Source organism: Arthrobacter gyeryongensis, assembly GCF_039543785.1.
Lineage (GTDB): Bacteria > Actinomycetota > Actinomycetes > Actinomycetales > Micrococcaceae > Arthrobacter > Arthrobacter gyeryongensis.
Genome location: NZ_BAABKK010000002.1, coordinates 109,686 through 134,920, shown reverse-complemented (window position 1 = coordinate 134,920; position 25,235 = coordinate 109,686). Strand labels below are relative to the sequence as shown.

Sequence of the window (25,235 nt, the reverse complement as noted above, 5' to 3'; positions counted from 1 at the left end):
AGCCCGCGGAACCGGAAAACCTCGACACCGAAGGCCTCCTGAAGGGCATCTACCTGCTCGCCCCGGCGGAGCCCGAGGATCGGGACAAAAAGCGTCCCCGCGCGCAGATCCTGGCCTCCGGCGTCTCGGTCCCCTGGGCCCTGGAAGCCCAGAAGGTCCTGGCCCAGGACTGGGGAGTCTCCGCGGATGTCTGGTCCGTGACCTCCTGGAACGAACTCCGACGCGACGGACTCGCCGCCGAAGAACACGCCTTCCTGAACCCCGGCGAAGAACCCCGCACCCCGTTCGTCGCCCAGCAACTCGCCGGCGCCACCGGACCGGTCATCGCCGTCACCGACTACATGAAGGCCGTCCCGGACCAGATCCGCCAATTCATCCCCAACGAATTCGCCTCCCTCGGCGCCGACGGATTCGGATTCTCCGACACCCGCCAAGCCGCACGCCGCTTCTTCAAAAACGACACCCACTCCATCGTCGTGAAGACCCTCCAACTACTCGCGGCGAGGGGCGAGGTTGACCCTAGTGCGCCGTCGTACGCCATTGACCGGTACAAGCTCCTCGACGTGACTGCCGGAACCACCGGCGGTTCGGGAGGCGACTCCTAAAAAGCTGTAAAAGAGAATCGGCGGTAGTGCTCCGTGAGCACTACCGCCGATTTGTTGTTACGCTCCGAGCGAGCGCCGATCCACCACGAATCCTGTGGCGGCATTCTCCCTGACTGCGTTGATACCGGCCACAAGGGCCGCAATATCCGGGAACTTGGGCGATACCGCCACTACCGTTCCATCATCAGCCTTCAACCGGAAACGGAACGATTGCTCCCCCGCTGTCAAGATTTCGAAAATGCCAGACATAAACCCTCTCTCCACCGCGGATGCGTCATTGCATCCCCTTCGATGACCACTGACTCTCGTGAAGTCCATAAGAGAATATCGGCCATGGGAGCCTGCCAGAAGGCCTACCCATGGGTAATATTCAACCTTTTTCGGTAGACCTATATTGGAATGCAAGGTGAACCTAGAGACCTTGCGGGGGCACATGGATAGGGTGAACCCCATGAACGATTCCAGCTCCGTGCCCACCACTGGCGTGCTGTTGGCCGGCGGCGCCGGGACGCGCCTTGGCCTCGGCCCCAAGGCGCTGCTGCCCTTCCGCGGCCACACCTTGGTGGAGGTACTCGCCAAGACATTGCTCGACGGCGGATGCCTCGAGGTGGTGGTGGTGCTCGGTGCCGGAGCCGACGATGTCCGCCGCGGGACGGAGCTGGGCGGGTACCTCGTGGTGGACAACCCGGAGTGGGCGTCCGGCATGGCCAGCTCGTTTCGCACCGGTATTGCGGCAGCTGCGCACGGCCACAACGTCATGGTGGCCCTGGTCGACCAGCCGGGGTTGACCCCTGGCGTCGTCGCCAGACTGCTGGCAGCGCACCGCCCGGGCCGTGTGACAGCGGCGGGATACTCGGACACCGTCTACAACGGCAGCAACACAACAAAGCTCCGGCGCGGCCACCCCTTGATTATCGACGCCACCCTCCGCGCGGACGTCGCCGAGTCCGCCTTGGGCGACGCCGGAGCACGCCGTTTCCTCAAAGCGCACCCCGGCCTCGTGGACGTCGTCGACTGCAGTGACCTCACCGACGGAGCCGACGTGGACACAAAGGACAAGCTGCACCTCCTCAGCGACTAGCCACCCCCAACTGACTAGCAATAGATGCCGTTTTGAGGGCTCAAAACGACATTAAATGCGAGTTAGTTGGGTGGGGGTGGAGGCAGCGGCGTCCCTGAGCCCCAGGTAGATCTTGTCCCGGGCGATGGGGAGCGCCGCGAACCGCACCCCGGTGGCGTTCCGGATGGCGTTGGCCAGCGCGGGCGCCACGGGGTTGAACGGGCTCTCGCTCATGGACTTCGCACCGAGCGGCCCCATCTGGTCGTTCGTTTTCGCGAAATAGACCTCGCTGCGCGGCACGTCCGCGAAGGACGGGATGTGGTACTGCCGCAGGATGTCGGTAGTGACCTTGCCAGCGTCGTTCACGCGGACTTCCTCATAAAGCGCGACACCCAGCGCCTGCGCGATTCCGCCTTCCACCTGGCCGCGGCATTGCCGTGGATTGACCACAACGCCGGCATCGGCCGCCTGGACGCTCTGCAGGATCCGGAGTTCCCCCGTGCCTGTGTTCACGGCCACCCGGAATCCGTGGACGTTGAAGGCGACCGAACGCGGGGTTCCACCCCAGCGTCCCTCGGCGGCGAGTTCCACGCCCTGTTGCCGCGCGGCGTCGTACACCTCCGCGAGCGCCAAGACGCGCTCACCGCAGCGCACAACACCGTCTTCGAGCACGCAGTCCGACTCCGAAGCGCCGGCAAACACGGCCGCCACGGCCCTGATCCTCAGCGCGAGTTCCTGCGCCGCGAGCAAGGTTGCCTGTCCGGCCACCACGGTGCCTGCGGAGCCGAACGCGCCGGTATCGTGCTCAACGAGGTCCGTGTCGGATTGGCGCACGGCAACCTTCGACGCCGTGGTGGACAGGGCGGTTGCCGCCAGTTGGGCGTGGACCGTGGTGGTGCCGTTGCCGAATTCGGCGGTCCCGACGGCGGCGTCGAACGTGCCGTCCGACAGGAGCCTGAGGCGTGTGTGGGCGAAGTGGCCGCGAGGCGGAACGGTATCGATCATGGACAGCGCGGAACCGACGCCCGTGACCCAACCCGGGCCGAAGTCGTCGAGACCGGCATCCCGGTAGCGTTTCTCGCCCCGCTCCAGGGCATCCCGGACCAGCGCCACGCACTGGTCCAGTCCGTAGCTCCCGTAGAAAACGTCCTCTTCCGGTTTCGGGTTCGTGGAGAGCATGTCGTCACCCGGCCGGACCATGTTCTTGAGCCGGAAGTCCAAGGGGTCCATGCCGATTCCGACGGCAAGTTCATCCACGGCGGATTCGATCGCGAAGATCATCTGGCTCAGGCCGTAGCCACGGAAGGCGCCGGCCGGGACTGTGTTGGTGTAGACGGCCTGCGCGTCCACTTTCTTGTTGGCGCAGTTGTAGACGGCCAAGGACTCGCCGCAACCGTGGAACATCACTCCGGGCGCGTGGTTTCCGTACGCACCGGTATTGGTGACCACGTCCAGCTGCATCGCTGTCAGGCGGCCGTCCCGGCTCGTCCCGGCCTTGACCTTGATGGTGAAGGGGTGGCGTGTGGTGGTGGCGGTGAATTGTTCGGTCCGGGTGAACTCCACTTGCACGGGCCGGCGCAGTTTGAGGGCGGCCATGGCCACGAGGTCCTCGGTGAGCACCTCCTGCTTACCACCGAACCCTCCGCCCACGCGGCCGGCCACCACGCGGATGCGGTCTTCAGGAAGATCGAAAACGCGGGCAAGGGTGCGCCGGACCAGGAACGGGACCTGACTGGAGGAACGCACCATGAGCCGGTCCTCCCCTGGGTTCTCGGAGGGCTCCACCCATGCGATGGAGCAGTGCGTTTCCATCGCGACGTGCTGTACCCGCTGGGTCTGGTAAGTGTTCTCGTGGATGAAGTCGGCCGCAGCAAATCCGGCTTCAACGTTTCCCAGTTCGGAATGGACCTCCGCCACGACGTTGTTCTGCGGGCGGGAAATCCGGGCCGTTTCCCCGTCCTTCTCCCCGTGGATCGCGGGCGCACCAGGCAGCAACGCTTCCTGTGGCGAGAAGACCGCGTCCAAGAGTTCGTACTCAACCTTGATGGCCCGGGCTCCGGCTTCAGCTGCGCCCACCGATTCGGCGACCACGGCGGCAACCCGCTGGCCGATGAAACGCACTACGTTGTCGAGGACTCGGGTGTCGTCGGGATCGTCGGTGTAAAGCTCGTGCTGGGCCGTTGAGAACAACCGGGCCGGCGCGTCCTCATGGGTGAAAACCGCGACGACCCCGGGCACCTGGAGGGCCGCCGTCGTATCGATGGACACGATGCGGGCATGCGCGTGGGGCGAGCGCAGCAGCTTGAGATGCAGCAGTCCCGGGAGCTGTTCCGGGGGGACGTCGAGCGTGTAGCGGGCGGTACCAGTGACGACGGCGTGGCCCGCGGGGGCGGGAACGTTGTCTCCGAGCCGGCCCGTATTTTTCACTTCCGGGCCGACACTTGCTGCCGCATCGCCGTCGGGGGTGTTTTGTCCGTTGCGGGCGTCACCGCAGACGGCGTCCGCAATGGAGCGGTAACCCGTGCAACGGCACAGGTTTCCCTTGAGGTTTCGCGGGAGGTTGGCCTTCTGTTCCTCGTCGAAGGTGGCGGCCGTCATCATCATGCCCGCCGTGCAGAACCCGCACTGGAAACCTTGGTTATCGAGGAACTGCTGCTGTACCGGATGCAGCTCGCGCTCGCTGGAAAGCCCCTCGATGGTGGTGATCGCGTGCCCTTCGGCGCGGACTGCCGGGTAGATGCAACTGTGCACGGGTTTACCATCCACGTGGACGGTGCACGCGCCGCAGTCACCGCCGTCGCACCCTTTCTTGACGCCGAAGTTGCCCTGTTCGCGCAGGAACGTCCGAAGGCACTGGCCCGGGCGTGGAGCGGCCTCGGTGGCTGTTCCGTTGATCTCGATTGCCATGCTCAGGCCTCCTTCTGCTGCTCGGTGTTGAACGCGGGTTGGGTGGATGGTTGCGGCGAGGTGGCGTGCGGCGGCCAGAAATCGCCCGAGACGGTGGGCGGTCCGTCGCCTGATACCGGGCCGCACAGTTCCGCGCGGATTTCCTCGGCGAGCCGGAACGTCATGTCGCGGCGCCATTCGGGGAGCCCATGGATGTCGTCGTGGTACAGCTCCGTGGGGATCGAATGCCCGACTGCGGCGGCCAGCTGTCCGGCGTCCGGCCACTCCGCGGCGGCGAACCGCAGCTGCACGGGCCGCTTGGTGGCGGCGGTGACGGTGAGGACCAGGCTGCCATCGGCGTCGAGCCTTCCGATCAGCAGCACCCCGGATCGTCCGAGGTTGCTGAGCGAGAGCCGGCGGAAGGCCACCTTCGCCGCCAAGGCCGACGCCGACAGTTGGATGCTGCGCAGGAGCTCGCCGGGTGCCAGGCAGTTTTTCCCGTCGCCGGTGACGAACTCGGCCACTGGCACGGTACGGCTGCTGCCATGGCGTCCGAGGATGGTGGCCTTGGCATCCAAGCCTGCGCACAGCGAAATCATCGGCCCGGCCGGGAGTGAGGTGCACACATTGCCGCCAACGGTGGACATGTTCCACACCTTGAACGATGCCACGAAAGAGTCGCAGCACGGCCGGAAAAGGTCCAGGGCAGGCCAGTTCCGGCCGGCCACGGCGTCCGACACCGGCAGAGCGTAGAGCTCGGCAACGGTGCAGGTGGCGGCCAGCTCAATGCCGGCGTCGCTCACGGTTACGGCCGGCCATCCTGCTTGCCCCAGATCCAGGAGGCGTTTCAGCGGTTCCTCGCTGCCCACGGGACTGCCGTAGGAGAACAAGACCGTGCCGCCGGCGAGCCAAGCATCGCCCTCGCGCCACTGGCCTGGATCCGTGGTGGCGACCACGGACTCGATGGTGTTCATGTCCATGGGGTCACCTTGCTTTGTTCGGAGGTGTTGTGGTGGATCGGCCCGGTCCCGTCCTTGAGCGAACCCCAAGCAGAGGCCGGGTGCGGAGCGCGGGATGCGAGAATTTCGGCGGTTATGGAAACGGCAACTTCCGCGGGAGTGACGGCACCGAGATCCAGCCCGATCGGCGAATGCAGGCGTTCGAGGGCATGGGCCGGGATACCGCAGTCGAGCAATCCGTCGAGCCGTTGCCGGTGGCTGCGCCTCGAACCCATGGCTCCCACATAGGCGAGATCCAAAGCGAGGGCCGTTTCCAGCAGGGGAATATCGAATTTGGGATCGTGGGTCAGCACGCACACGACAGTGCGGGAATCGATCCGGCCGGCGGCGGCTTCTGCGGCGAGGTAGCGGTGCGGCCAGTCGGTGACGAGATGGTCGGCGCCGAGGAATCGGCCTTGGCTCGAAAAAGCAGGCCGGGCATCGCACAAAGTGACCTCGTAGCCCAGGAGTTTCCCGGCGGGGAGCAATGCCGCCCCGAAGTCGTTGGCGCCAAAGATGAGCATGCGGGCTGCGGGCAGGCGGCTTTCCACGAGGAGGGTGATGGGTTCGGTTTCCGGTACGGAGCCCCCGCAGCCCTCGGGCGGGGCGAGCCGGACCAGGCCTGCACGGCCTCCATGCAGAAGCGGTTCGAGTTGGGCCGCGGCCGCGCGGATCACGGCGTCATCCGCGCCAAGAAGGGCCGAAAGTTCCCGTGAACCTGCGGCGGAAAAACTCGCCGGATGAGGAACGACGACGGCGCCTCCCTCCGCGTCGAGCCTGCGGATGAGTGCCAGGGAAGAGGCACCGGAAGCGGCATTCAACAAAGCCGGGTCCAAGCCGGCGGTCCCGGTCGGCTGGATGTGGACTTCCAGCTCGCCACCACAGGTGAGTCCGACGGCGAACGCGTCCTCGGCGCTGTAGCCGAACGACTCGAGGCGACTGCCGCCGTCGTGCATTGCTTGAAGGGCCGCCTCCACCACGGCGCCTTCCACGCAGCCTCCGGACAGGCTGCCAAGGACATCGCCGTGTTCTGAAACCAGCATGGACGTGCCGAGCGGCCGGGGCACCGAGCCTCCCGCGGCCACGATGGTGGCAACGGCGCATCGCTGCCCGGAGACCGCGGGCCGCCACGTGCCCAGCGAGGGCATCAATTCCAGCATGGCAACACCTCCTTTACCGAGGTCCCGGACCGGAGAACGGCCCGGGGCAGTGTGCGATCTTGCCTCATATTCTCATTCCTTGCGTCTGTACAGGAGAGCTTGGGGTAAACAAGCTCCCCTTGCGTGAAGAGGACCGGGGCGGGCCTCTCATTTCCCACCCCGGTCCTTAGCGGAGCGGCCGCACCTCGCCGCCGCCCGCCGTCGTCGTCCGCGCCATGCGATTGGCGACGATCGGCGGACGCCTATTCATTGCGGTGATTTGCGGCCGGACCGCCGTCTCAATGGCCGGCTACGCTCCCATCAGCGCGCTGATCGGGCCGCGGGCGAAGTAGATCAAGAAGCCCAAGGTCACCACCCACATGAGCGGATGGACCTTCTTGCCCTTCCCCGATGCCGAGTGGATCACGGCCCAGGAGATGAATCCGACGCCGATGCCGTTGGCGATGGAGTAGGTGAGCGGCATGGTGACGATGGTGAGGAAGGCGGGCAGGGCCACGGAGAACTTGGAGAACTTGATCTCGCGGATCTGCGCCATCATCATGGCGCCGACCACCACCAGGGCGGCGGCTGCGACCTCGAGCGGAACTACGCTGGTGAGCGGGGTCAGGAACATCGAACCCAGGAACAGCAGCCCGGTGACCACCGACGCCAGGCCGGTGCGGGCGCCTTCGCCAATCCCGGCAGCGGAGTCGATGTACACGGTGTTGGACGAGCCCGACGTCGCGCCGCCGGCTACCGCGCCCAGGCCTTCGACGATGAAGGCCGACTTGAGCTTGGGGAACGTCCCGTCTTTGTATGCCACGCCGGCGCTCTTGGCGAGGCCGGTCATGGTGCCCATGGCGTCGAAGAAGTTGGTGAACACCAGGGTGAACACCAACATCGTGGCCGCCAGGCCGCCGATCCGCGAGAACGAACCGAAGAGGTCGAAGTGGCCAACCAGGCTGAAGTCCGGGGCGGAAACCAGCTGGCCGGACAGTACCGGAGTGTTGAGGTGCCAGCCACCGGGATTGGCGGCGCTGCCAGGCCCGATGTGCATGACGGCCTCGACGACGGCGGCGAGGACCGTGGTGGCGACGATTCCGATCAGGAGGCCACCCTGGATCTTGCGGGCCACGAGGATTCCCATGACCAGCAGACCGACAATGAAAACGAGGGTAGGTATGGAGGTGATGGAACCATCGTTGCCGAGCTGTACCGGAGGTCCGCCCTTTGTGGCGCGGACGAAACCGGAATCGACGAAGCCGATGAAGGCGATGAACAGGCCGATGCCAACGGTGATGGCGGCCTTGAGTTCCTTGGGGACAGCCTTGAAGATCGCGGTCCGGGCACCCGTGACGCCGAACAGGACAATCAGGATGCCGTTGATGACCACGAGGCCCATGGCTTCCGGCCAGGTGACTTCGTGGATGACGGCGACTGCGAGGAACGAGTTGATTCCCAGGCCTGCGGCGAGCCCGAACGGCAGGTTCGCGATCAGGCCGAAGAGGACCGTCATGACACCGGCGGTCAGGCCGGTGACTGCCCCCACCTGTGCCGCGGACAACCATCCGCCGGCCACATCCGTGGGTGCGTTCTGGGCTGAGAATCCGCCCAGGATCAGTGGGTTGAGGATGACGATGTAGGCCATCGTGAAGAACGTGACGATGCCGCCGCGGAATTCGCGGGCCAGCGTGGAGCCACGCTTGGTGATCTGGAAGAAACGATCCAGGAAGGAGTTCGACGCCGGGGGCCTGGGGCTGCTGCCCCGCTGTGCCAGTCCGGTTGCCGTGTGCTTTTCGCGTGCATCTGTCTGCCCTGCGCCGGAAGGCGCAGCCTGCTTTTCAGTTGCAGTTCGCATTTCTGCGGGGTCCAGGATAGTCATTTCAGCCACCGGCCCTAGTAGTCAATCCTGGAGTCAAGCGTGTTCCAGGTGTTGAAGGGTTCCAGGATGGCCGGTGCCTGGGAGTCGCCCAGTTCCAGCTTGGTGACCGGCATGAGGGTGTCCCGGTCCTCGTTCTCGAAGTATTCGTAGAAGACGGCGTCGTCGAACCCGACGGAGGCAGCGTCGTGCCGGTCTGCGGCGAACACTACGTTGCCAATGCGGGCCCAGAGAGCCGAGGCCAGGCACATGGGGCATGGCTCGCAGCTCGTATAGAGGGTGGCTCCGCTGAGATCGAAGGTGCCGAGCTCGCGGCAGGCGTTGCGGATGGCGGTGACCTCGGCATGGGCCGTGGGGTCGTTGGTAGCGGTGACCCGGTTGACGCCTTCGAAGGCGCGGCCATCCGCGGTGACAATGACGGCGCCGAAGGGCCCGCCGCTGTTGAGGACATTGGCTGTTGCCAGCTCAATGGAAGTGGCCAAGAAATGTTCGGCCGTGACGGTGGTACTCATGTGCGACTTCCTTAGTGCTGAGGAAGCCTGTAACCAGGGAGGCATCTGAACATGACAGACCAGTGCTGCGATTACCAGGCTTCAGCATGTGCTTTTGAAGGTTTCGCCTGGTAGATAGCTTCCCGGAGTCCGGGTGCCCGCCTTTGGCAAATTGAGATTAGCACCGGAGATGTGAGCCGCGCCATAGTTTCTGGAAAAAAAGTTTCGACATGTGAAATTCACGTTGGGCGCCGGGCAGGGCGCCGGGCTTGGGCGCCAGTCACATTGACGCCTTTCGGCGAGCCACCTACGCTGGGTGCCACCGGCAGGGTTGACCTCCGGAACCTGGATCAGCAGACAGGAACCACTGAGCTGGAACGCAACTACGCCGACCAGACAAGGATTCCAGTGTCCCCCACATCCGATTTCCAGCCAGCAGCCCCGGCAACGGATCCAGCCTCTTCCCGGCTCTGGATCAAGAATCCCCTCGATGTATTCACCGCCAACGGGCTCGACGCCCGCGGCGGCATCGTGGTCAGCGACGGGAAAATCGCAGAGCTCGTCCCCGCCGGAAAGCGTCCATCCGCGCCGTGGCATGAAACTTTCGACGCCGGTAGCCACGTCCTGCTTCCCGGGCTCATCAACACGCACCACCACTTCTACCAAACCCTCACGCGAGCCTGGGGCCCGGTGGCCAACGCTCCTCTGTTCCCTTGGTTGCAGAACCTGTATCCCGTATGGGCGCGGTTGACGCCGGACAGCCTCGAACTCGCCGTGAAAGTAGCGCTTGCGGAACTCCTGCTTTCCGGTTGCACCACGGCAGCCGACCACCACTACCTCTTCCCCGCGGGACTTGAGGACGCGATCGACGTCGAGGTCGGCGTCGTGCGTGAACTCGGAATGCGCGCCACGCTCACCCGCGGGTCCATGACGCTCGGCGAGGACGACGGCGGCCTGCCTCCGCGGTCTATTGTGCAGCGACCGGAGGTGATCCTCGCGGACAGCGAACGGCTGATCGGGAAGTACCACGAACGGGGAGAGGGTGCGGTCATCCAGATCGCCTTGGCCCCTTGCTCACCATTCTCGGTGACCAGGGAGATCATGGCCGAGAGCGCTGCCATGGCCGAACGGTTGGATGTCCGGCTCCACACGCACCTCGCGGAAACCATCGACGAGGAAGATTTCTGCCGCGAGATGTTCGGGCTGCGCACCGTGGATTATCTGGACAGCGTCGGCTGGCTCGGAAAGCGCACCTGGCTGGGCCACGGCATCCATTTCGACGACGACGAGATCGCCCGGCTGGGTGTCGCGGGCACCGCCGTCGCGCACTGCCCGACGTCGAACATGCGGCTCGCGTCGGGAACCGCACGTGTGCTGGAACTTGAGGCCGCCGGGGTTCCGGTAGGGCTGGGAGTGGACGGTTCGGCGTCGAACGATGCCTCCAACATGATCCTCGAAGCGCGGCAGGCGCTGTATTTGCAGCGGCTGCGCTACGGCGCGGACGTCCGGGTGGAACGCGCCCTCGGCTGGGCGACGCGGGGATCCGCTGCGGTGTTGGGTCGGACGGACATCGGCCAGATCGCGCCCGGGATGCAGGCAGACCTTGCCTTGTTCAAGCCCGACGGACTGCGCTTCTCCGGCAGCCATGATCCCGTCGCGGCGTTGTTGCTCTGTGCGGCGGACCGCGCCGACCGCGTCATGGTGGGCGGCAAGTGGCGGGTTGTGGACGGACAGATTCCCGGACTGGACATCCCGGAACTTATTGCCAAACATTCAGCCGCCGCACAGAAAATCATCAGGGGTTAGGAGTAGCCTCTCGATTAGGTCGTAGATCAGGAGGCACAAATGACCGTCCCCCAGCACAACACGCCGACTCCTCCAGGTTGGTACCCGGACCCCTCGGGTTCAGGGCAGCTACGGTGGTGGGACGGTAACGCCTGGACTGGGAACGCTTGGAACCCGCCGACCCAGCCCGGCGCGGCGTGGCCCGCGGGTCCAAGGCCAGGGCAATACGCCGGACCTGGACAATACGCGGGGCCGGTCCAGCCCGCGCCGCGCCCGGAAATCAGCAAGGAAACGCCGGTCTACAATCCGTTCATCTGGCTCGTCACGCTGCTGCCGGTGATCACCCTGATTATCCTGCTGCTCTGGAATCCGGTCTTCCACCTGCGGTATGTCGGCGCCAGGCGCGTACCCACCCTCGATCCCAGCGCATTCAGCGTTCCATATTTCCTGCTCATTATTTCAGCTTGGCTCATCTACGGGGTCAGCGTTCTCCTGTCTTACCTCGACTGGCAAAAGCTGCAAAGGGACGGGGTGGTCCGCCCCTTCCACTGGGCATGGGCCTTCCTGGGCGCCGGAGTCTACGTGGTGGGCCGTTCAGTGATTGTCCACAAGGTGGCGCCGCAGCGCGGACTCGCGCCGGTTTGGGCTCTGATTGGCCTGGTGGCTGTGAGCTTCATCCTGGTGGCGGTCAAAGCGAGCATGATCGTTTCGACCATTGCCAAGGCCCTGCCAATGTAGGTTCCGGGCGGAACAGCTGTCCCACCGCACAAAGCGGCGGGCGGCACAAAGCGGCGGGCGGCACCTCCCCGTAGTTGGGGTTCAGTGCCGCCCGCCTTTTGGCTCTGTTGCGCAGAGTCCCTCATCCCCAGGGGCAGGAGCCCTAGGAACGCTGCCGGCCGAATACGGGAAGGGCACGCAGCCAGCGGGAGAAAGTCCCGGGGGTGCGGTCACAGTCGGCCGGAATGTAGAAGTCGGGATCCGTGGCGCCGAACGGCAGGTACAGTTCCTGGCCGGGCGCCGGGAATTCCACGACGTTGTTCTTATCCTGCGAGTCCATCTGTCCTCCTATTTCATGCGCTCAAGTTCTCCGTGGCGATGCGGTTGAAGTTTTTGGACACTTTCCGCATCTTGGAAAACATTTTTTGTTATATGGAAATGGTAGAGGGCATCCGCGAACCTCGTCAAGGGGTGCCCCTGGGGCCGCGCCCCTGCTGCCAACCACCGTCGGTCACAATCAGAAAGTACGTAACGATTCTTCAGAAGTGATGTACACCACTGGCAATCGTGGGCTACGCTTTCTTCAATTCGTGGCGCAGGTCACGTAACCTGGGAGCAGCAGGCAGGGTCGTAATGAGCTGGCATCAACGGATGCCGGCTCTTTTTTGTTGGGTCGGCTCCACCAGAAACGCGTACGAAACACGCGCTTAATTTCATTGGTGGACCTTAGTGGTTCCACCTCACAGAAGTTGGGATATGACCATGAGCAACAACATCGTCCTCGGCGACAACCAGTACGGCAAGGCAGAAGTCCGCGTCGTCAAAGTCACCCGCGACACCGACCGCCACCAGATCGAAGACCTGAACGTCACCTCGCAATTGCGTGGCGACTTCCAGGCTGCGCACCTCCAAGGCGACAACGCACACGTCGTCGCCACGGACACCCAGAAGAACACCATCTACGCCTTTGCCCGCGACGGCATCGGCTCCCCCGAAGCCTTCCTCCTGCGCTTGAGCGAACACTTCACCTCGGGCTTCGAGTGGGTTACGGGCGGCCGCTGGGAAGCCGAGGCCTACACCTGGGACCGCATCCAGGCACACGGCTCCGAACACGACCACAGCTTTGTCCGCAAGGGCCAGGAAGTCCGCACCGCCGTCGTAGTCCGTGAAGGCAACACGACGCACGTGATTTCCGGCCTCAAGGACCTGACCGTCCTCAAGACCACGCAGTCCGGCTTCGTGGGCTACCCCCGCGACCGGTACACCACGCTGCCCGAGACCACGGACCGCATCCTCGCCACCGACGTCTCGGCCCGCTGGCGCTACAACACCGGGCTGGATGCTGCCGGGACCGATTTCAACAAGAGCTACGAGGACATCAAGGCCCTGCTCTTGGAAGGCTTCACGGAGAACTACTCCCACGCCCTGCAGCAGACCCTGTTCGACATGGGCAAGAAGGTCCTCGAGGCCCACAGCGAAGTGGACGAGATCAAGTTCTCGATGCCCAACAAGCACCACTTCCTGGTTGACCTCAGCCCGTTCGGCCTCGACAACCCCAACGAGGTCTTCTTCGCCGCGGACCGCCCGTACGGCTTGATCGAAGCCACGGTCCAGCGCGACAACACCACACCTGCCCCGGCGGCGTGGAACGGCATCGCCGGCTTCTGCTAAGCCCCCAGGTACCCGCCCAACTGACTCGCAGCAGGTGTCGTTTTGGAGCCTCAAAACGACATCAAATGCGAGTCAGTTGGGCGGCCATACCCAAAACCACCTTGTTAGCCAGACAACGTTAGCCAGACAAAGACGTCTGCCATGAACCAAGAAAGTCTGCCATGAACACGAAGAACAAAACCCGCCCCGCAGCGTCCGGGCCAGCCCGCCCCGAGGACCAGCGCCTCTCGATCGGGAGCACGTTCGCCTACGGCTTCCAGCACGTCTTGACCATGTACGGCGGCATCATCGCCCCGCCGCTCATCATCGGAGCCGCCGCGGGCATGTCCTCGCAGGACATCGGCCTCCTGATCGCGGCCTGCTTGTTTGTCGGCGGCCTCGCCACCATTCTTCAGACGATCGGCATCCCGTTCTTCGGATCGCAACTGCCGCTGGTCCAGGGCGTATCCTTCGCCGGCGTCTCCACCATGGTCGCGATCGTCCACGGAGGCGGCGGAATCCAGGCGGTGTTTGGTTCCGTCATTGTGGCGTCATTGATCGGCCTGGCGATCACTCCCCTCTTCTCCAAGATCATCAAGTTCTTCCCGCCCGTGGTCACCGGCACTGTCATCACCACGATCGGACTGACCCTCATGCCCGTCGCAGCGAACTGGGCCATGGGCGGCAACAGCGCCGCCCCCAACTACGGCAGCATGGCGAACATCGGGCTCGCCGCGGCCACGATGGGCATTGTCCTGCTCCTGAGCAAGATCGGCAACGCGGCCATCTCCCGTCTGTCCATCCTCCTTGCCATGGCCATCGGGACCGTCATTGCCCTCGCCACGGGCATGGCGGATTTCTCCAAGGTCGGCCAGGGTCCGATCGTAGCTTTCCCCACGCCCTTCGCGTTCGGTGCTCCCACCTTCGAAATCGCGTCCATCGTTTCGATGCTGATCGTCATCCTGGTCACCCTGACCGAGACCTCGGCGGACATCATCGCAGTTGGCGAAATCGTGGGCACCAAGGTCGACTCGAAGCGCATCGGCAACGGACTACGTGCGGACATGCTTTCAAGCGCCGTCTCGCCCCTCTTCAACTCCTTCACCCAGAGCGCCTTCGCCCAGAACGTCGGTCTCGTGGCCATCACCGGCATCAAGAGCCGCTTCGTGGTCAGTGCAGGCGGACTCATCCTGGTTGTTCTCGGCGTGCTGCCCGTCCTCGGGCGAGTTGTCGCAGCGGTTCCGACGCCCGTCCTGGGCGGTGCCGGCGTCGTACTCTTTGGAACCGTGGCCGCAAGCGGCATTCGCACGCTCTCCAAGGTGGAGTACCGCAACAACATGAACCTGATCATCGTGGCGGCATCCATCGGCTTCGGCATGATCCCGATCGCCGCCCCGAAGTTCTACGACCAGTTCCCGTCATGGTTCTCCACGATCTTCCACTCGGGCATCAGCTCGGCCGCCATCATGGCCATCCTGCTGAACGTGCTGTTCAACCACTTCAAGGCCGGCAATTCGGACAACCAGTCGGTGTTCGTGGCAGGCACGGGGCGCGTGGTCACCGAATCGGACATTGCATGCCTCGCGCACGGCGACCGTTTCGAGAACGGCAAACTGATCGACGCCGAGGGCAAGGAAGTCCCGCTCAAGTCGGACTCCCCGGCCGAGCACTGACGGGCCTTAAGCGCCTTTCTGCGCCGAACTGGCAGGTGTTGCCCCTCTTCCTCAAGAACGGCAGCACCTGCCATTTCGCGATAGTTACGGATCCGCGTGAGACGGTTGTTTCATGAGGATCGATGAGCGAATCGAACAACACTACTCGGAGCTTGGGCCGCAGGAACAAAAGGCCGCGGATACCCTGCTGGACCGCTTGGGCGACCTTGCGGTCTACAACGCGGCCGAGCTCGCCCAACTAAGCGGCGTTTCCAAGGCCACCATGAGCAGGCTCTTCCGCCGGCTGGGATTCGCCGATTTCAATGAGGTCAAGGAACACACCCGGAGCCTGAGGTCCAGCGGAGTGCCGCTCGCCAGGCAAGAGGGCGACGGCGGGCTCCCCCTGCATTTGGCACAGGAACAGCAGAACCTGGACCGCCTTTTCGACACGCTCGACGACGATCGCCTCCTCAATGTTGCACAACAACTGGCTGAGGCCCGGAATGTCCTGCTGATCGGTTTCCGCAACAGTTTCCCCGTAGCCCTCCACTTACGGCAGCAGCTTCTACAATGCCGTTCATCGGTAAGCCTGGCCCCTCAGCCAGGCCAGAGCGTGGGCGAGGAGCTGGCAGGACTGGACGGGAACGACGTCGTGGTCCTGCTTGGCTTCCGGCGCAGGCCGGACCGTTTCCAGCATGTCCTGAAGGCCGCCACCTCCACCGGCGCGAGCACCATCCTGATCGGAGACCCCAGCGCCCGCTGGCTTGCCTCCGATGCCTCCCTCTGGATCGAATGCCCGGTGGAGGGCAGCGCAGCCTTCGACAGCTACGCGGCGGCCATGAGCCTCATGAGCGTCATCGCAAATGGGGTGTTGGCGGCGAAGGGCCGTTCAGGAAGGGATCGCGTCCGGGAAATCACCGGGGTGTTCGACGCACTAGAAGAGATCGAGCGACGGTAGTCCGACGGCGGCTGTCCTCGGCTCGCTCGCCGGGCACCCGGCGCCAAGCGTAAAGAAGAGTTAGCTGCCCGGAAACGGTCCTGAAACATCTGTTCCATTGAATTGAATCAGTGAAACGACTGCCCCTGTCGTGGAAAACCCTGATTCGAGGAACTGATGGCCGAAGCACAACTCGCCCCAGAGCAAACCGGCACAAGGCCCACAGGCGCGCTGGGCACCCTGCTGGGCAGCCCGACCGACGACGCCGCGGCACTCCGCGATCCGCGGCTCAGCAACGAAGACCTCGCGCCCCTGAAGAGCCAGCGCTGGAGCAGCTACAACCTGTTCGCCTTCTGGATGTCAGATGTCCACAGCATCGGCGGCTATGTGACGGCGGGCAGTCTTTTTGCCCTCGGCCTGGCCAGCTGGCAAGTGTTGGTGGCACTGCTGGTGGGCATCGTGATTGTCCAGGCTTTCTGCAACCTCGTGGCAAAGCCAAGCCAGAAGACCGGCGTGCCGTACCCCGTGATCAACCGGGCGGTCTTCGGCGTCAAGGGCGCCAACGTCCCCGCCATCATCCGCGGGCTCATCGCTGTTGCCTGGTACGGCGTGCAGACCTTCCTGGCATCGGAAGCACTGGTGATCGTGTTCCTAAAGTTCTTCCCGGCCATGAAACCGTTGTACGACGTCCACCAGTACGGATTCCTCGGGCTTTCCGCCCTGGGTTGGATTTGCTACGGAATCCTCTGGGTAGCCCAGGCCGCGTTGTTCTGGAACGGGATGGAAAGCATCCGCAAGTTCATCGACTTCGCCGGACCGGCCGTCTACGTTGTCATGTTGGTTCTTGCCATCTACTTGGTATCCAAGGCCGGCATCAGCAACATCAGCCTTAACCTCTCCGCGGGCGAACCGCTCGACTTCGCGGCCTCCATCCCGGTCATGATCTCCGCGATCGCCTTGGTGGTGTCCTATTTCTCCGGCCCCATGCTCAACTTCGGCGACTTCGCGCGCTACGGAAAGAGCTTCAAGGCCGTCAAGAAGGGCAATCTCCTGGGCCTGCCCATCAAGTTCCTGTTCTTCTCGCTGCTCACGGTCATCACGGCGTCGGCCACCATCCCGGTCTTCGGGCACCTCATCACGGACCCGGTCAAGACCGTGCAGGAAATCGATTCGGTGTTCGCGGTGCTGCTCGGCGGACTGACCTTTGTCATCGCGACCGTGGGCATCAACATCGTGGCCAACTTCATCTCGCCGGCGTTCGATTTCTCCAACGTGAGCCCGCAGAAGATCAGTTGGCGCATGGGTGGCATGATCGCCGCGGGCGGATCCGTCATCCTGACCCCGTGGAACTGGTACTCGAACGACGACGCCATCCACTACACCCTCGGGGTTCTGGGGGCGCTGATCGGCCCGCTCTTCGGCATCCTCATCGCCGGCTACTACCTCGTGGGAAAGCAGAAGGTGTGGGTTGAGGACATGTACACCATGAAGCCCAGCGGCAAGTACTGGTTCCGCAACGGCTACAACCCGAACGCGGTGAAGGCAGTTGCCATCAGCGGTGTGGTGTCGATCGCCTCGGTCCTGGTCCCCAAAGCGCTCCTTGACTCTGGTGCCACCACGGTCAACGCCACGTGGATCGGCAACTACAGCTGGTTCCTCGGTTGCGCCTTGGGCCTGCTGACCTTCTGGTACTTCGAGCGGCGCTCCCCGATGATCGACTTGGAGCCTAACGGCGTCGAAGCGAACGACGGCGCCCTCGCCTGAGCGCCCGCCCCTCCCCACGGAACGGACCCGCCGGACGCTCGCTCACCTATAGGGCCAAATACCAGGACGCTCGCTCACCCCGTGAGCGAGCATCGGCCCGAAACACGACATAGGTGAGCGAGCGTCCGGCCGAAACCCCACATACGTGAGCGAGCGTCGGGACAGGTTAGTTCTGGTTCAGCTCGGCCGAGATCGCGAGGGCGGCCTCGCGCAGCAAGGGCACGGCGCGGTCGGCAAAGTGCTGGTCCACGCGGGAGACCGGTCCGGAAACGGAAATGGCGGTCGGCGTCGGAGCGTTGGGGACGGCCATCGCGAAGCAACGGACGCCGATCTCCTGCTCTTCCTCGTCGATCGAGTAGCCGCGTTCACGGATCCGGTTCAAATCGGCGAGGAGTGAGTCGATGTCCCCGATGCTCTTTGCCGTAGGAGTCGGCATGCCCGTGCGTGCCACGATCCCGCGGACCACCTCGTCGTCAAGCTGGGCCAGGATGGCCTTCCCGACGCCGGTGTCGTGCGTGTGGGCGCGGCGGCCCACCTCGGTGAACATGCGCATGGAGTGCAGCGACGGCACCTGGGCAACGTAGATGACCATGTCGGAATCCAGCACGGCCATGTTGGACGTTTCGCCGAGCCGGTCCACGAGGGACTTCAGCTGGGGGCGGGCCAGTGCTCCGAGTTGCTTGTTGGCGCCTTCGCCAAGCCGGATGAGCCGGGGGCCCAGCGCGTAGCGACGATTGGGCAGTTGCCGGATGTAGCCGAGGGATACCAAAGTACGCAGCAGGCGGTGGATGGTGGGGAGCGGCAGGTCTGTCGACGACGACAATTCGCTCAACGTGACGTCTCCGCCGGCGTCGGTGATGAGTTCCAGCAGTTCGAAGACGCGCTCGACGGACTGCACGCCTCCCGAGGGCTTTTCAGCCATTCCGTTGTCTCCTATGGCTCGGAATCCGACAACTCTTATCCGCATCGTGAAAAGAATTGCTTAGAACACTCAAGATACAGCACACGACGCCGGAATGCTTGCCCATCGATTAGGGCTTGTGTTTCCACTTCGTAGATAATAATATCCATTATACGAAAACATTCGGTTTGAGCGGAGGTCCGCTACGGGCCTGTACGAGGAGGAAATTCAATGGCGAACCCGAGCCCCGGAAATTCGATCACCCTGCGCGTCGCCGCGCCGTCGAGCTTTACTGCCACGAGCGAGCTGGCCGCAGCCGTCGCCGCTGCCGGCGCGGCAGTCACCGCACTGGATGTGACCGAGTCGCACCACGACACCCTGGTTGTCGACGTCACTTGCAACACCACGGACGAAGACCACGCGAACCGCGTCAAGGAGGCCCTCAACGCGCTCGACGGCGTCACGGTCCAGCACGTCTCGGACCGCACCTTCCTCATGCACCTGGGCGGCAAGCTCGAGGTCGTCCCGAAGGTGGCCCTGCGCAACCGCGACGACCTTTCGCGGGCCTACACTCCCGGCGTCGCACGCGTCTGCCTCGCCATTGCCGAGGACCCGGCCGCGGCCCGCAACCTGACGGTCAAGCGCAACACCATCGCCGTCCTCACCGACGGTTCGGCCGTCCTTGGCCTGGGTAACATCGGACCGGCCGCAGCCCTGCCTGTCATGGAAGGAAAGGCCGCGCTGTTCAAGCAGTTCGCAAACGTCGATGCCTGGCCGGTCTGCCTGGACACCCAGGACACTGAAGAAATCATCATGATCGCCAAGGCCATGGCCCCCGTCTATGGCGGCATCAACCTTGAAGACATCGCAGCCCCGCGCTGCTTCGAAATCGAGAAGCGGCTCCGCGACGAGCTGGACATCCCTGTCTTCCACGACGACCAGCACGGAACGGCCATTGTCACGCTCGCGGCCCTCGTCAACGCGTTGCGCGTGGTGGACAAGAAGCTGTCCGAGGTCAAGATCGTGGTCTCCGGCGTCGGCGCTGCCGGCTCGGCGATCATCCAGCTCCTCAAGGCACAGGGCGCGCAGCACATCGTCGCTGCCGGCCGCTCCGGCGCCATCCACTCGGGCGAAAAGTACGACGACGAGCACCGTTCCTGGATTGCCGCGAACACCAACGAGTCGGGCTTCTCCGGTACGCTGCACGAAGCCCTCAAGGGCGCTGACGTGTTCATCGGCGTCAGCGCTCCGCACGTGATCGGCGAAGAGCAGGTCGCCTCGATGGCCGAGGACGCGATCGTGTTCGCCATGGCCAACCCCACGCCGGAAATCGACCCGGTGATTGCTTCCAAGCACGCAGCCGTGGTCGCCACCGGCCGGAGCGACTTCCCCAACCAGATCAACAACGTGCTGGCCTTCCCGGGCTTCTTCCGCGGACTGCTCGACGCCGGAGCATCGGACATCATCCCGGAGATGCTCGTGGCCGCCGCAGAGGCTATCGCCAACCGGGTCGCAGATGATGAACTGAATGCGAGCTACATTATCCCCAGCGTGTTCGACCCCCACGTTGCCGCCGACGTCGCCGCAGCCGTTGCAAACGCAGCAAACGCAGCAAACGCGCGGCAGCAGCAAACGCAGGCCGCCAGCGCTCTCTAGGAAAGGACCACCCCATGGCTCTCACAGTCACAGACCCCCGGCCGATCGAACGAGCCGAGGAGATCCTGACTCCCAAGGCGTTGGCCTTCGTGGAGGAACTGCACCGCCGCTTCGCGGGCACCCGCACCGAGCTCCTTGCGGCCCGCGTCGCCAAGCGCGAAGAAGTGGCCCGCACCGGCCGCCTCGACTTCCTGCCCGAAACGCAGGACATCCGCGACGGCGACTGGAAGGTCGCCGAAGCACCCCAGGCATTGCAGGACCGCCGGGTCGAGATGACCGGCCCGGCTTCCCCGGCCAAGATGGCCATCAACGCCCTGAATTCCGGCGCCAAGGTATGGCTCGCCGACCTCGAGGACGCCAGCACCCCCACGTGGGCCAACGTCATCGACGCGATCCTCAACCTCCGCGACGCCGCCCAGGGCACCCTGAGCTACACCTCCCCCGAGGGCAAGGAATACCGGCTCCGGACGGACGCGCCGCTCGCCGTCGTCGTCGCCCGCCCCCGCGGCTGGCACATGGACGAACGGCACTTGCTGCTCGACGGCGAACCCACCGTCGGCGCGCTGGTTGACTTCGGCCTGCACTTCTTCCACGTGGCCAAGCAGCTCCTGCTCAACGGCCACGGCCCGTACTACTACTTGCCCAAGATGGAAAGCCACCTCGAGGCCCGGCTGTGGAACGACATCTTCGTCTTCGCCCAGGACTACCTCGGCATCCCGCAAGGTAGCGTCCGTGCCACCATGCTGATTGAAACCATCCCGGCCGCATTCGAAATGGAGGAGTTCCTCTACGAACTGCGGGACCACGCGTCCGGCCTGAACGCCGGCCGCTGGGACTACCTGTTCAGCATCGTGAAGTACTTCCGCGACGCCGGCGAGTCCTTCATCCTGCCGGACCGCGCGTCCGTGGTCATGACGGCCCCGTTCATGCGCGCCTACACGGAACTGCTGGTCAAGACCTGCCACAAGCGCGGCGCCTTCGCCATGGGCGGCATGGCTGCTGTCATCCCGAACCGCCGCGAACCCGAAGTCACGGCCCAGGCCTTCGAGAAGGTCCGCGCTGACAAGACCCGCGAAGCCAACGACGGTTTCGATGGTTCCTGGGTGGCCCACCCGGACCTCGTCTCCACGTGCCGCGAAGTCTTCGACGCGGTCCTGGGCGAGAAGCCGAACCAGTTGGACAAGCAGCGCCCGGAGGTCTCCGTGACCGCCGAGCAGCTGCTGGACATCTCCTCCGCCGGTGGCCACGTGACCGAGGCAGGGCTCCGTCTGAACCTCTACGTCGCCGTCGCGTACACCGCCGTGTGGCTTTCCGGCAGCGGCGCCGTCGCAATCCACAACCTCATGGAAGACGCTGCCACCGCGGAGATCTCCCGTTCCCAGGTGTGGCAGCAGATCCGCAACAAGTCCGTCCTGGCTGACACCGGCAACACGGTCACCCGCGAACTGGTCACCCGGATCCTGGGCGAAGAGACCGATCGCCTGCGCAGCGAGGTTGACGCCGAGTCCTTCGAGAAGTTCTACGAGCCGGCGAGCCGCCTGATCGCGGACATCTGCCTCTCCGAGGACTACACGGACTTCCTCACCACTCCCGCCTACGAGCTGGTGTAGGAATGGCCGCTTCTTCTTTCTCTGCGGCCGATTTCGCCGCCATCGACTCCCAACTGGCCGCCACCGACCAGCTGCTGGAGCGCAACTACCCCGGCGACGACGGCACCCGCCAGCCCGTGCACACCGTGTACGTCCCGGCTGACCGTTTCACGCCGTCGCTCTCCGCTGAATGGGGTGCCCAGGCAATCACGACGGCGGAGGCCCACGGCGGTCTCGAAAAGCTCGGTACGCTGCTCGGCCAGGAGCCCGAACTGGCTGCCGCCGTCGCCACCCGTGTGGCTGCCAAGCTGAACCGCGAACCGATCGAGGACTTGCGCCTCGACTTCGAGGACGGCTACGGCGATCGCGGCGACGAAGCCGAGGACGTCGCTGCGGTCGCAGCGGCGCAGGCTGTCAGCGAAGCCGTTTCAGCGGGTTCCGCCCCGCCGTTCATCGGCATCCGGTTCAAGTGCTTCGAGGCCCCCACCCGGGCACGTGGATTGAAGACCCTGGACCTGTTCGTCTCCACTTTGGCCTCGGCCGGGGACCTGCCCGAGGGCCTCATCCTGACCCTGCCGAAAGTCACCACGGTGGCCCAGGTGCAGGCAATGGACTTTGCAGTCTCCCGGCTCGAAGAGATCCACTCCCTTCCGGCGGGCCGGCTCCGTTTCGAAGTCCAAGTAGAGACGCCGCAGCTGATCCTCGGCCCGGAGGGGACCTCCCCCGTGGCCCAGCTTCCGCACGCAGTCCCGGGCCGCATCAGTGCGTTGCACTACGGCACCTACGACTACTCCGCTTCGCTGCAGATCTCGGCGGAGTACCAGTCCATGGAGCACCCGGTGGCGGATTTCGCCAAGGAAGTCATGCAGTTGGCCGTTGCGGGAACCGGCATCCGGCTCTCGGACGGCTCCACCAACATCATCCCGGTGGGCGACAACGTGGAAAACGCGTGGAAGCTGCACGGCCGTTTGGTCCGCCGCTCCCTTGAACGCGGCTATTACCAGGGCTGGGACCTGCACGCTGCCCAGTTGCCGAGCCGGTTCGCGGCAACGTATGCCTTCTACCGCGAGGGCCTGTCGGCTGCCGCGGCCCGCCTCCGCAATTATGTGGAGCGCACCGAAGGCGGCGTCATGGACGAACCCGCCACCGCCCGTGCCCTGGCCGCCTTCGTCCTGCGCGGCGTCCAGTGTGGAGCGGTGGGTTCCGAAGAAGTGCTGGCGCTTGCCGGCGTCGAACTCCCCCGGCTGACTGCACTGGCGCATCCGCGGCTCGCACACACTACCTCCAAGTAAGGATCCAATGATGGGCAAGTACTACTATCCCCAGGGCGGCCTGCCGCCGCAGACCCACCTCACCACCGAACGCGCAATCGTCACGGAGGCCTACACGGTCATCCCCAAGGGCGTGCTGACCGACATCGTGACCAGCAACCTGCCGGGCTTCTCCAACACGCGTTCCTGGATCATTGCACGCCCGATCTCCGGATTCGCCACCACGTTCTCCCAGTTGATCGTTGAGATCGGCCCGGGGGGCGGCGCTCCCAAGGCCGAGTTCGAGGCAGGCGTCGAAGGCGTCATCTTCGTCACCAAGGGCAAGGTCAACCTGACCCTCGACGGCGAACTGCACCAGCTCGAGGAGGGCGGCTATGCCTACCTGGCTGCCGGTTCCAATTGGGGCCTGGAGAACGTCTCGGATGACATCGTCTCCTTCCACTGGATCCGCAAGGCCTACGAGCGCCTTGAGGGCTACGAAGCCAAGTCCTTTGTCACGAGCGACGACGAGGTTGAGGCCGGGGAAATGCCGGACGTCAACGGCGTCTGGGCAACCACGCGCTTCGCGGACCCCAACGACCTGGCCCACGATATGCACGTGAACATCGTGACGTTCCAGCCCGGCGGCGTCATCCCGTTCCCGGAAACCCACGTCATGGAACACGGCCTGTACGTCCTGGAGGGCAAGGGCATGTACCTGCTCAACAATGACTGGGTCGAAGTGGAGGCCGGCGACTTCATGTGGCTGCGCGCCTTCTGCCCGCAGGCCTGCTACGCCGGCGGCCCCGGCCCGTTCCGTTACCTCCTCTACAAGGACGTCAACCGTCAGGTCAAGCTGACCTAGGCCTCCCGGGTACCCCAACTGGCTCGCAGTTAATGTCGTTATGAGGCTTCAAAACGACAACTACTGCGAGTTAGTTGGGTTTGTGGGGCACCTGCGTTCTCAGCGTTGACCCCCTCGCTTCGGAAGAGGACGATCGAAACTACGGGGGGCAAGGGCGCCTGGCCGTTGCCCTGCAGCGTAGCTTCAGGAGGCAGCCATGAAGGCTGCGCGGGCATCTCGGACTTCCCGCGTATCCCGGACTTCCCGGCGAGCGCGGGCAGCCGTCGTTCTGGCTTTGACCTTGGCGTCCGGCGCTTGCACCTACCCCCTGACGGCCGAACCCCCGTCGAGTACCTCGTCGTCCGATTCTCAAGCAGCACTTCCTGAATCCCCTGTCGCGGATTTCTTCGCGCATGAAATGCTCAACCGGGGTGCGCCGGCCGTCGTCGTCCAGATCAAAGTCCGGGGCCGCGAATGGTCCCAGGCCTACGGCAGCCAGGACGTCGAGACCGGCGAACCGGTAGCCGTGACCGACCGGATCCAGGCCGGCGGCATCACCCAGTCGATGGTGGCGGTCTCGGTGCTCAAGCTGGTCCAGGAAGGAAAGCTGGGTCTTGAGGATCCCGTCACGGAGTACTTCCCGGAATTCGAGCAACTCGTCCACCCGCCGGGGCCGGTAACAATCCGCTCCCTGTTGAACCACAGCTCCGGCCTGCCCGACGCACCGGACGCCATCTTGAAGGCCTTGCCGACCAAGCAGGCCATCGACACGAGGTTCAGCATCGAGGACTACCTCCGAATGGCCGGGAGCGTACCGTGGACGCACGCGAACTTCCAGCTGTTCCGCTACTCGGATGCCAACTATTTCGCTTTGGCCGCGATAGTGCAGAAGCTCCGCGGCAGGCCGATCGGGGATGTCCTGAAGTCAGATATCTTTGTGCCGCTCGGAATGAGCCACACCTCGCTGGCGGCCGAGCCGGACCGGGATGCGCGCGACATGATCCAGAGCTATGAATTCATCGACGGCGAGCGCATCAATGCCTCGCAGCCGGAGTATCTCGTCGCTTCTCCCGCAGAGGGAGTCATCTCCACGGTGGGCGATATCAACACGTTCTATGCAGCGCTCATGCAAGGCAGGCTACTCACAGCGGATACCCTCCGCGACATGCAAACCCTGTGGCAGGAGAACCACGGACTTGGGCTGCAGCGTTGGAATGACGAATGCACGAACGGCTTCTACTACGGCTACGGCGGCAGCACCTGGTTTGCCAGCATCGCGCTGACCACTACCGACGGGAGCCGCCAGATAGCCATGAGCTTCGCCTATCCATCCGACACGGACAAACACATTGAATCGACGGATGGCAGCGGCCAACCGGAGTTCGAGCAGCTCCGGCAGGTGGCCATCGCGACCATGAACGGGCTGTGCTGA

Annotated in this window: 21 protein-coding genes; 13 read left to right on the top strand and 8 right to left on the bottom strand. The window is 64.4% G+C overall.

Going from position 1 to position 25,235, the window contains the following annotated elements; translation table 11 throughout:
- The coding region (locus tag ABEA18_RS01635) for a transketolase-like TK C-terminal-containing protein (protein WP_425550461.1) at window positions 1-605 on the top strand (605 nt) is incomplete at its 5' end.
- Between the two features lie 57 nt (window positions 606-662).
- Here ABEA18_RS01635 and ABEA18_RS01630 read toward each other — a convergent pair.
- The gene (locus tag ABEA18_RS01630; protein WP_234753445.1) at window positions 663-854 is read right to left on the bottom strand and encodes a YegP family protein; all 192 of its coding nucleotides are present in this window, start codon (window positions 852-854) and stop codon (window positions 663-665) included.
- A 202-nt stretch (window positions 855-1,056) separates the two neighbouring features.
- On the opposite strand from ABEA18_RS01630, the gene nboR reads away from it, so the two are divergent.
- Window positions 1,057-1,686 carry a nicotine blue oxidoreductase gene (nboR, locus tag ABEA18_RS01625; RefSeq protein WP_345447375.1) on the top strand — a complete coding sequence of 210 codons (630 nt, stop codon included), beginning with the start codon at window positions 1,057-1,059 and terminating at the stop codon, window positions 1,684-1,686.
- Between the two features lie 51 nt (window positions 1,687-1,737).
- On the opposite strand, the gene ABEA18_RS01620 is transcribed toward nboR, so the two are convergent.
- From ABEA18_RS01620 to ABEA18_RS01600, 5 genes are all read right to left on the bottom strand, one after another.
- The gene (locus ABEA18_RS01620) at window positions 1,738-4,572 is read right to left on the bottom strand and encodes a molybdopterin-dependent oxidoreductase (protein WP_345447372.1); all 2,835 of its coding nucleotides are present in this window, start codon (window positions 4,570-4,572) and stop codon (window positions 1,738-1,740) included.
- 2 nt (window positions 4,573-4,574) lie between these two features.
- The gene (locus tag ABEA18_RS01615) at window positions 4,575-5,531 is read right to left on the bottom strand and encodes an FAD binding domain-containing protein (protein WP_345447369.1); all 957 of its coding nucleotides are present in this window, start codon (window positions 5,529-5,531) and stop codon (window positions 4,575-4,577) included.
- Window positions 5,522-6,709 (bottom strand): XdhC family protein, encoded by a 1,188-nt coding sequence (locus ABEA18_RS01610; protein ID WP_345447366.1) that lies wholly within the window; start codon window positions 6,707-6,709, stop codon window positions 5,522-5,524. The genes ABEA18_RS01615 and ABEA18_RS01610 overlap by 10 nt, the downstream gene beginning before the upstream one ends.
- Window positions 6,710-6,998: 289 nt before the next feature.
- Window positions 6,999-8,570, bottom strand: a complete 1,572-nt coding sequence (locus ABEA18_RS01605; RefSeq protein ID WP_425550463.1) for an NCS2 family permease — start codon at window positions 8,568-8,570, stop codon at window positions 6,999-7,001.
- Between the two features lie 14 nt (window positions 8,571-8,584).
- Complete coding sequence (locus ABEA18_RS01600; protein ID WP_345447362.1) at window positions 8,585-9,079, bottom strand: nucleoside deaminase; 495 nt, start codon at window positions 9,077-9,079, stop codon at window positions 8,585-8,587.
- 387 nt (window positions 9,080-9,466) lie between these two features.
- Here ABEA18_RS01600 and ABEA18_RS01595 point away from each other — a divergent pair, with 387 nt between their 5' ends.
- Together ABEA18_RS01595 and ABEA18_RS01590 are read left to right on the top strand one after the other, a co-directional pair.
- Window positions 9,467-10,864: an 8-oxoguanine deaminase gene (locus tag ABEA18_RS01595; protein WP_345447360.1), complete on the top strand. Its 1,398-nt coding sequence runs from the start codon at window positions 9,467-9,469 to the stop codon at window positions 10,862-10,864.
- A 39-nt stretch (window positions 10,865-10,903) separates the two neighbouring features.
- Window positions 10,904-11,581 (top strand): DUF2510 domain-containing protein, encoded by a 678-nt coding sequence (locus ABEA18_RS01590; protein ID WP_345447357.1) that lies wholly within the window; start codon window positions 10,904-10,906, stop codon window positions 11,579-11,581.
- A 142-nt stretch (window positions 11,582-11,723) separates the two neighbouring features.
- Here the strand turns inward: ABEA18_RS01590 and ABEA18_RS01585 are convergent, their stop codons facing one another.
- Window positions 11,724-11,900 (bottom strand): hypothetical protein, encoded by a 177-nt coding sequence (locus ABEA18_RS01585; RefSeq protein WP_172465634.1) that lies wholly within the window; start codon window positions 11,898-11,900, stop codon window positions 11,724-11,726.
- A 416-nt stretch (window positions 11,901-12,316) separates the two neighbouring features.
- On the opposite strand from ABEA18_RS01585, the gene pucL reads away from it, so the two are divergent.
- From pucL to ABEA18_RS01565, 4 genes are all read left to right on the top strand, one after another.
- Window positions 12,317-13,231: a factor-independent urate hydroxylase gene (gene pucL, locus ABEA18_RS01580; RefSeq protein ID WP_236812827.1), complete on the top strand. Its 915-nt coding sequence runs from the start codon at window positions 12,317-12,319 to the stop codon at window positions 13,229-13,231.
- A 161-nt stretch (window positions 13,232-13,392) separates the two neighbouring features.
- Window positions 13,393-14,883 carry a nucleobase:cation symporter-2 family protein gene (locus tag ABEA18_RS01575; protein WP_345447350.1) on the top strand — a complete coding sequence of 497 codons (1,491 nt, stop codon included), beginning with the start codon at window positions 13,393-13,395 and terminating at the stop codon, window positions 14,881-14,883.
- A 112-nt stretch (window positions 14,884-14,995) separates the two neighbouring features.
- The gene (locus ABEA18_RS01570; RefSeq protein WP_345447347.1) at window positions 14,996-15,820 is read left to right on the top strand and encodes a MurR/RpiR family transcriptional regulator; all 825 of its coding nucleotides are present in this window, start codon (window positions 14,996-14,998) and stop codon (window positions 15,818-15,820) included.
- A 156-nt stretch (window positions 15,821-15,976) separates the two neighbouring features.
- Window positions 15,977-17,563: an NCS1 family nucleobase:cation symporter-1 gene (locus tag ABEA18_RS01565; protein WP_345447344.1), complete on the top strand. Its 1,587-nt coding sequence runs from the start codon at window positions 15,977-15,979 to the stop codon at window positions 17,561-17,563.
- Window positions 17,564-17,729: 166 nt separating this feature from the next.
- Here the strand turns inward: ABEA18_RS01565 and ABEA18_RS01560 are convergent, their stop codons facing one another.
- Complete coding sequence (locus tag ABEA18_RS01560; RefSeq protein WP_059389461.1) at window positions 17,730-18,485, bottom strand: IclR family transcriptional regulator; 756 nt, start codon at window positions 18,483-18,485, stop codon at window positions 17,730-17,732.
- A gap of 210 nt (window positions 18,486-18,695) precedes the next feature.
- On the opposite strand from ABEA18_RS01560, the gene ABEA18_RS01555 reads away from it, so the two are divergent.
- The 5 genes from ABEA18_RS01555 (at window position 18,696) to ABEA18_RS01535 (ending at window position 25,235) form a co-directional block, all read left to right on the top strand.
- Entirely contained in the window at window positions 18,696-20,120 is a 1,425-nt protein-coding gene (locus ABEA18_RS01555) for an NAD-dependent malic enzyme (protein WP_345447341.1), read from the top strand.
- A 14-nt stretch (window positions 20,121-20,134) separates the two neighbouring features.
- On the top strand, window positions 20,135-21,730 hold the full coding sequence (aceB, locus tag ABEA18_RS01550) for a malate synthase A (RefSeq protein ID WP_345447339.1): 1,596 nt from the start codon (window positions 20,135-20,137) through the stop codon (window positions 21,728-21,730).
- A 2-nt stretch (window positions 21,731-21,732) separates the two neighbouring features.
- Window positions 21,733-23,001 carry a DUF6986 family protein gene (locus tag ABEA18_RS01545; protein ID WP_345447336.1) on the top strand — a complete coding sequence of 423 codons (1,269 nt, stop codon included), beginning with the start codon at window positions 21,733-21,735 and terminating at the stop codon, window positions 22,999-23,001.
- A 10-nt stretch (window positions 23,002-23,011) separates the two neighbouring features.
- Window positions 23,012-23,824, top strand: a complete 813-nt coding sequence (locus tag ABEA18_RS01540) for a bifunctional allantoicase/(S)-ureidoglycine aminohydrolase (RefSeq protein ID WP_345447333.1) — start codon at window positions 23,012-23,014, stop codon at window positions 23,822-23,824.
- 196 nt (window positions 23,825-24,020) lie between these two features.
- Entirely contained in the window at window positions 24,021-25,235 is a 1,215-nt protein-coding gene (locus ABEA18_RS01535; protein WP_345447331.1) for a serine hydrolase domain-containing protein, read from the top strand.